Origin of the sequence: Pseudomonas sp. BF-R-26 (assembly GCF_019947395.1) — a bacterium.
GTDB lineage: Bacteria > Pseudomonadota > Gammaproteobacteria > Pseudomonadales > Pseudomonadaceae > Aquipseudomonas > Aquipseudomonas farris.
The window spans coordinates 1-6768 of the sequence record NZ_JAGYGK010000036.1; the positions used below are offsets into that span (position 1 = coordinate 1).

A 6768-nucleotide genomic window follows, 5' to 3' on the forward strand; every position below is an offset into this window, starting at 1 on the left:
GGCGTCACCACGAGGGTGGGCTCCTGGCTTGGGGGCGGTTGCGCATCGAAATGGGTAACGCCCTGGGTATCGACCCATTTATAGATCTGACCCGCCATGCACAAAGGGCTCAGGCTGATCAGCAAGCCGGCGGTGAAGAAGAACGTTCGCATGCCATTTCCTTGTCATGGGTGCGCAATCGAAGCTAACACAGTTGCGGTTTAAAGGTTTTTTCTTGCGTTCTCATGCGCTTAGTTCGAATAAAGCACATTGACGGCTTGACTTGCGATGGGCGAAACAGAAGAATCCAAAGTCCGCTGTAGAGGGACTGCCAGAAGCAGACCCACTCGGTAGATCATGAGGCGCACATCCGCGCCGACCTGTTACACCCGCAACGCGTTACCTCGCGCTGGGTGGGAAAGGCCCGCAACACTTGGGACGATCCCAATACTTGCTCAGTCAGTGCTGACGTAGTCGGCGACCACCGTCGCTCATGCTCTGCCGAGAAGTAAACCTATTAAGACCCGTCCTCTTTGTATGTGGGCGGTATTCTGGCGTTTTAGAGGTGAACAACGTGGAGCTTTTATCTGGCGGTGAGATGCTCGTCCGCTTTTTGCGTGACGAAGGCGTCAAATATATCTATGGGTACCCGGGCGGTGCTCTTCTTCATGTCTATGATGCCCTGTTCAAAGAACCGGAAGTGACTCATATCCTGGTTCGTCACGAGCAGGCTGCGACCCATATGGCTGACGGCTATGCCCGTGCCACCGGTAAAGCCGGTGTGGTACTGGTAACCTCCGGCCCGGGCGCAACCAACGCCATCACCGGTATTGCCACGGCCTACATGGACTCCATTCCGATGGTGATCATTTCCGGCCAGGTGCCTAGCACCATGGTAGGTACCGATGCATTCCAGGAAACCGACATGATCGGTATCTCCCGGCCAATCGTGAAGCACAGCTTCATGATCAAGCATGCGTCGGAAATCCCGGAAGTCATGAAGAAGGCGTTCTACCTGGCGCAATCCGGTCGTCCTGGTCCGGTCGTTGTCGATATTCCGAAAGACATGACCAACCCGGCCGAGAAGTTCGAATACATCTTCCCGAAAAAAGCCAAGCTGCGTTCCTACAGCCCGGCCGTTCGCGGTCACTCCGGGCAAATCCGCAAGGCAGCTGAAATGCTCCTGGCGGCCAAGCGTCCTGTGCTTTATGCAGGCGGCGGCGTGATTCTCGGTGGTGGCTCCGCGCCGCTGACCGAACTGGCGAAGATGCTCAACCTGCCAGTGACCAATACCCTGATGGGTTTGGGTGCCTACCCTGGCACCGACCGTCAGTTCATTGGCATGCTCGGCATGCACGGCAGCTACACCGCCAACCTGGCGATGCACCATGCCGATGTGATCCTTGCAGTCGGCGCGCGCTTCGATGACCGCGTGATCAACGGCCCGGCCAAGTTCTGTCCGAATGCCAAGATCATTCACATCGACATCGACCCGGCTTCGATCTCCAAGACCATCAAGGCAGACGTTCCTATCGTCGGTCCGGTCGAGAGTGTCCTGACCGAAATGGTCGCGATCCTCAAGGAAATCGGCGAGACCCCGAACAAGGAGTCCGTTGCCAGCTGGTGGAAGCAAGTCGATGAGTGGCGCGGTGACCGCGGCCTGTTCCCTTATGACAAGGGCGACGGCAGCGTGATCAAGCCGCAGACCGTGATCGAAACCCTGTGCGAAGTGACCAAGGGCGACGCCTTTGTGACCTCCGACGTGGGTCAGCACCAAATGTTCGCCGCGCAGTACTACACGTTCAACAAGCCAAACCGCTGGATCAACTCCGGTGGCCTGGGCACCATGGGCTTCGGTTTTCCGGCGGCCATGGGCATCAAGCTGAGCTTCCCGGATGAAGACGTCGCCTGCGTAACGGGCGAGGGCAGCATCCAGATGAACATTCAGGAACTGTCGACCTGCCTGCAATACGGTTTGCCGGTGAAGATCGTCATTCTGAATAACGGTGTACTGGGTATGGTTCGCCAGTGGCAGGACATGAGTTATGGCAGCCGCCACTCGCACTCCTACATGGAATCGTTGCCTGACTTCGTCAAGCTGGCCGAGGCCTATGGTCACGTTGGCGTGCGCATCACCGAATCGAAAGATTTGAAGTCGAAGATGGAAGAGGCGTTCGCCATGAAAGATCGCCTGGTGGTTATCGATATTTCGGTCGACACCAGCGAGCACGTCTACCCGATGCAGATCAAAGACGGCTCCATGCGCGATATGTGGCTGAGCAAGACGGAGCGTACTTAATCATGCGGCACATTATTTCCTTGCTTCTGGAAAACGAACCGGGCGCTCTGTCTCGTGTAGTCGGCCTGTTCTCGCAGCGCAACTACAACATCGAAAGCCTGACCGTGGCACCAACCGAAGACCCGACTCTGTCGCGTCTGACGCTGACCACTGTCGGCCATGATGAAGTCATCGAACAGATCACCAAGAACCTGAACAAGCTGATCGAAGTGGTAAAACTGGTCGACCTGTCGGAGAGTGCTCACATCGAGCGCGAACTGATGCTGGTCAAGGTCAAGGCCACCGGCGCCCAGCGCGCCGAGATCAAGCGCACCACCGATATTTATCGTGGGCAGATCGTTGATGTCAGCGCTAGCGTGTACACCGTTCAATTGACCGGTACCAGCGATAAGCTCGACAGCTTCATTCAATCGATCGGGACTGCCTCGATTCTGGAAACCGTACGCAGTGGCGTCACCGGGATTGCCCGCGGCGACAAAGTACTGAGCATCTAAACCAAATTAGCGAATGGCCTGAACGGCCAGGATATAGAGGGGAATTTCATGAAAGTTTATTACGAAAAAGACTGCGACCTGTCGATCATCCAGGGCAAGAAAGTTGCCATCATCGGTTACGGTTCCCAGGGCCACGCTCAAGCGTGCAACCTGAAAGACTCCGGCGTTGACGTTACTGTTGGTCTGCGTAAAGGTTCGGCTACTGTTGCCAAAGCTGAAGCCCACGGCCTGAAAGTGACTGACGTTGCTTCCGCCGTAGCGGCTGCCGACCTGGTCATGATCCTGACCCCGGACGAGTTCCAGTCTGCCCTGTACAAGAACGAAATCGAGCCGAACATCAAGAAAGGCGCCACCCTGGCCTTCTCCCACGGTTTCGCGATTCACTACAACCAGGTTGTGCCACGTGCTGACCTCGACGTGATCATGATCGCGCCGAAAGCTCCGGGCCACACCGTGCGTTCCGAGTTCGTTAAAGGCGGCGGTATCCCTGACCTGATCGCTATCTACCAGGATGCTTCGGGCAACGCCAAAAACGTTGCACTGTCCTACGCCGCTGGCGTTGGTGGCGGTCGTACCGGCATCATCGAAACCACCTTCAAGGACGAGACCGAAACCGACCTGTTCGGCGAACAAGCCGTTCTGTGCGGCGGTACTGTTGAGCTGGTAAAAGCCGGTTTCGAAACCCTGGTTGAAGCTGGCTACGCGCCGGAAATGGCCTACTTCGAATGCCTGCACGAACTGAAGCTGATCGTTGACCTCATGTACGAAGGCGGTATCGCCAACATGAACTACTCGATCTCCAACAACGCTGAGTACGGCGAGTACGTGACCGGTCCGGAAGTGATCAACGCCGAATCCCGTCAGGCCATGCGCAACGCCCTGAAACGTATTCAGGACGGCGAATACGCCAAGATGTTCATCAGCGAAGGTGCCACCGGCTATCCTTCGATGACCGCCAAGCGTCGTAACAACGCCGCTCACGGTATCGAAATCATCGGTGAGCAACTGCGCTCCATGATGCCGTGGATCGGTGCCAACAAGATCGTCGACAAAGCCAAGAACTAAGTCCCGAGCTTGTACGGAAAACGCGGCCTAGGCCGCGTTTTTTCGTTTGGATCCGCCGGTTCTGGTATAAAGCTGCATTGTTTGTGGCCGAACCGTCGTCCCAGACACCTGTCGAAACTTTCCACCCCGTTGCAAGGTAAATGTCCATGAGCGAACGTCCCGAAGAGCCAAAGCAGGCTTCTGACGCCGAAAGCCTTCTGCCCATCGATGAACACATCGAAGAAGGGCATGACGCTGAAGGTCGTAAAGTCCGGCATCGTGGTATCTATCTTCTGCCGAATCTGTTCACCACTGCGAACCTCTTCGCAGGGTTCTATTCCATCATCAACTCGATGAGCGCCCAGAGTGCCTTGAGTGCTGGTGATGCGATCGGCGCGAGCAAATATTTTGCGTTTGCCGCGATCGCGATTTTCGTCGCCATGGTACTCGACGGCCTCGACGGTCGCGTTGCCCGCATGACCAATACCCAAAGCGCTTTCGGTGCCGAGTACGACTCGCTGTCGGACATGGTTGCCTTTGGTGTGGCGCCGGCTTTGCTGGCATTCGGCTGGGCCTTGGGTGACATGGGCAAGGTCGGCTGGATGGTCGCCTTCATCTATGTAGCGGGGGCGGCATTACGTCTGGCTCGTTTCAACACTCAGGTCGGCACCGCAGACAAACGTTACTTCATCGGTCTGGCCAGCCCGGCCGCCGCCGGTGTGGTCGCGGGCATTGTCTGGGCATTCAGCGACTACGGCATTCAGGGTTCCAAGATGTCGTTCCTGGTTGCACTGATGGTTGCCGCCGCTGGCATGCTGATGGTCAGTAACATCAAGTACAACAGCTTCAAGGAGCTGGACTTGAAAGGGCGCGTTCCTTTTGTCGCGATCCTCGCGGTGGTATTGGTATTCGCCGTTGTGTTCAGTGATCCGCCACGCATCCTGCTGCTGGTTTTCCTTGCCTATGCGGCTTCCGGGCCGGTGCAGTACCTGCTGCGCCTTCGTCGGCACAAAAAAGCCGAGTGATGTAATTTCCCTCATACTCCGCAGTCTATGGGTGCATCTGTCCTCCAAAGCTGCGGAGTTGTCATGCTGATCAAAGTCCCCAAAGCGTCTGACTGTCATGAGTCGGACGTCACGCCTGAATCCCTCTACCTTTCTCGTCGCAGTGTATTAGGTGCCGCCGTTGCCGGTTTGGCGGTGAGCAGTCTGCCGCGTTGGGCGAGTGCCGACGATGTTGCGCGTTATGCTGATGTCGAGCCTGGCAAGGCGCCCTCCTGGTTTGCCGAAAAGCTTCCTTCTACCAAATGGGGGGCGGTCAACGTCAAAGACGAGGCGATCACACCTTTCAAGGATGCGACTCACTACAACAACTTCTATGAGTTCGGTACCGATAAAGGTGATCCCGCGGCCAACGCCGGTGCGCTGAAAACCGAACCGTGGAGCGTAGTGGTGGACGGGGAGGTGGGTAAGCCGGGGCGGTATGCGCTGGAAGACTTCATGAAGCCTTATCAACTGGAAGAGCGCATCTATCGTCTTCGCTGTGTGGAAGCCTGGTCGATGGTCATTCCGTGGATCGGTTTTCCTGTCTCGGCTTTGCTCAAGGAAGTAGAGCCAACCTCCAAAGCCAAGTTCATTCGCTTCGAAACCTTGCAGGATCCCAAAACTATGCCCGGGCAGCGTTCCGGTTTTGCCCTGATTGACTGGCCGTATGTAGAAGGGCTGCGTCTGGATGAGGCGATGAATCCGTTGGCGATTCTTGCTGTGGGCATGTACGGGCGTGAGTTGCCGAATCAGAACGGTGCGCCGCTGCGTCTGGTGGTGCCCTGGAAGTACGGCTTCAAGAGCATTAAATCCATCGTGCGGATCAGCTTGGTCAGCGAGCAGCCGAAAACGACCTGGCAGAGTATCGCCTCGGATGAGTATGGCTTTTATGCGAACGTGAACCCGACAGTCGATCACCCGCGTTGGACCCAGGCACGGGAAAGGCGTTTGCCGAGCGGACTGTTCAAGCCCAATGTGCGGGACACGCAAATGTTCAATGGTTACTCGGATGAGGTCGCTTCTCTATATACAGGGCTCGATCTGCGGAAGAATTACTGATGCGATATCCGTTCTGGCGTATTGGTGTCTTCATCGCTGCAGCGATTTGGCCGCTGCTTTGGTTGTATCAGGCCTTGGGGGATGTGTTGGGGCCGGATCCGGGCAAGGTACTGGTTGACCGTCTAGGGCTGGGGACACTTGTCCTGCTGCTGATTACATTAAGCATGACACCTTTGCAGAAGCTCACGGGTTGGCCGGGGTGGATTGCGGTTCGGCGGCAGTTGGGGTTGTGGTGCTTCGCTTATGTGGTTCTGCATTTGAGCGGTTACACGGCGTTCATCCTTGGCTTTGATTGGTCGCAGCTGGGTATCGAGTTACGCAAGCGGCCGTACATTATTGTCGGGGTCCTGGGATTTCTCTGTTTGTTTGCATTGGCGGTTACCTCCAATCGCTACAGTCAGCGGCGTTTGGGTTCTCGCTGGAAGAAGTTGCATCGGTTGGTCTATGTGGTTCTCGGGCTTGGATTGCTGCATATGTTGTGGATCGTGCGTGCTGATCTGAAGGAGTGGGCGATCTATGCTTCTATAGGTGCGTTGTTGTTGGTGTTGAGATTGCCGCCTGTAACTCGTCGGATTCCACGTTTAACAGCCAAAAAGGCACCTTCTGCCAGAAAGGCGTAATTAGAGGTTGACGGCAGATTCTGGAAGCCTATAATTCGCCCCACTTCCGGCGCAGTCGAAACGGAAAACTCCTTGGTAAACAAAGAGTTACGCAGTTTTCGATAGCGGTTACGCTTCAGTTCATCGAAGCCAGAAGGAGTTGGTAAGGCAGTGTGTTTTCGCCTTGTTGACGGTTCGATCATCTCGGTCGAAAGCGGAGAAAAAGAGGTGTTGACAGCAGCGAGTAACGC

Annotated in this window: 7 protein-coding genes; 6 read left to right on the plus strand and 1 reads right to left on the minus strand. The window is 56.0% G+C overall.

The genetic code is table 11. From position 1 onward, the window contains the following. Window positions 1-152 (minus strand): DUF4124 domain-containing protein (locus KGB18_RS29720; RefSeq protein WP_223570964.1); only part of this gene is annotated, 152 nt, incomplete at its 3' end. Window positions 153-553: 401 nt separating this feature from the next. On the opposite strand from KGB18_RS29720, the gene KGB18_RS29725 reads away from it, so the two are divergent. The 6 genes from KGB18_RS29725 (at window position 554) to msrQ (ending at window position 6538) form a co-directional block, all read left to right on the plus strand. Further along, window positions 554-2278, plus strand: coding sequence for an acetolactate synthase 3 large subunit (locus KGB18_RS29725; protein ID WP_052967709.1), 1725 nt, complete (start codon window positions 554-556; stop codon window positions 2276-2278). A gap of 2 nt (window positions 2279-2280) precedes the next feature. Continuing rightward, window positions 2281-2772: an acetolactate synthase small subunit gene (gene ilvN / locus KGB18_RS29730; protein ID WP_003176102.1), complete on the plus strand. Its 492-nt coding sequence runs from the start codon at window positions 2281-2283 to the stop codon at window positions 2770-2772. A gap of 48 nt (window positions 2773-2820) precedes the next feature. After that, complete coding sequence (ilvC, locus tag KGB18_RS29735; protein ID WP_007948647.1) at window positions 2821-3837, plus strand: ketol-acid reductoisomerase; 1017 nt, start codon at window positions 2821-2823, stop codon at window positions 3835-3837. Window positions 3838-3983: 146 nt separating this feature from the next. Next, window positions 3984-4841, plus strand: a complete 858-nt coding sequence (gene pssA / locus KGB18_RS29740) for a CDP-diacylglycerol--serine O-phosphatidyltransferase (protein ID WP_008006914.1) — start codon at window positions 3984-3986, stop codon at window positions 4839-4841. Window positions 4842-4904: 63 nt separating this feature from the next. Then, window positions 4905-5918 carry a protein-methionine-sulfoxide reductase catalytic subunit MsrP gene (gene msrP, locus KGB18_RS29745; RefSeq protein WP_123721447.1) on the plus strand — a complete coding sequence of 338 codons (1014 nt, stop codon included), beginning with the start codon at window positions 4905-4907 and terminating at the stop codon, window positions 5916-5918. After that, the gene (msrQ, locus tag KGB18_RS29750; RefSeq protein ID WP_123721448.1) at window positions 5918-6538 is read left to right on the plus strand and encodes a protein-methionine-sulfoxide reductase heme-binding subunit MsrQ; all 621 of its coding nucleotides are present in this window, start codon (window positions 5918-5920) and stop codon (window positions 6536-6538) included. The genes msrP and msrQ overlap by 1 nt, the downstream gene beginning before the upstream one ends. The last annotated feature ends 230 nt before the right edge of the window (window positions 6539-6768 follow it).

Excerpts from the sequence above, each read along its gene's own strand:
- ilvC (WP_007948647.1), top strand. The coding sequence starts at position 2,821 with ATGAAAGTTTATTACGAAAAAGACTGCGACCTGTCGATCATCCAGGGC.
- ilvN (WP_003176102.1), top strand. The coding sequence starts at position 2,281 with ATGCGGCACATTATTTCCTTGCTTCTGGAAAACGAACCGGGCGCTCTG.
- pssA (WP_008006914.1), top strand. The coding sequence starts at position 3,984 with ATGAGCGAACGTCCCGAAGAGCCAAAGCAGGCTTCTGACGCCGAAAGC.
- msrP (WP_123721447.1), top strand. The coding sequence starts at position 4,905 with ATGCTGATCAAAGTCCCCAAAGCGTCTGACTGTCATGAGTCGGACGTC.
- msrQ (WP_123721448.1), top strand. The coding sequence starts at position 5,918 with ATGCGATATCCGTTCTGGCGTATTGGTGTCTTCATCGCTGCAGCGATT.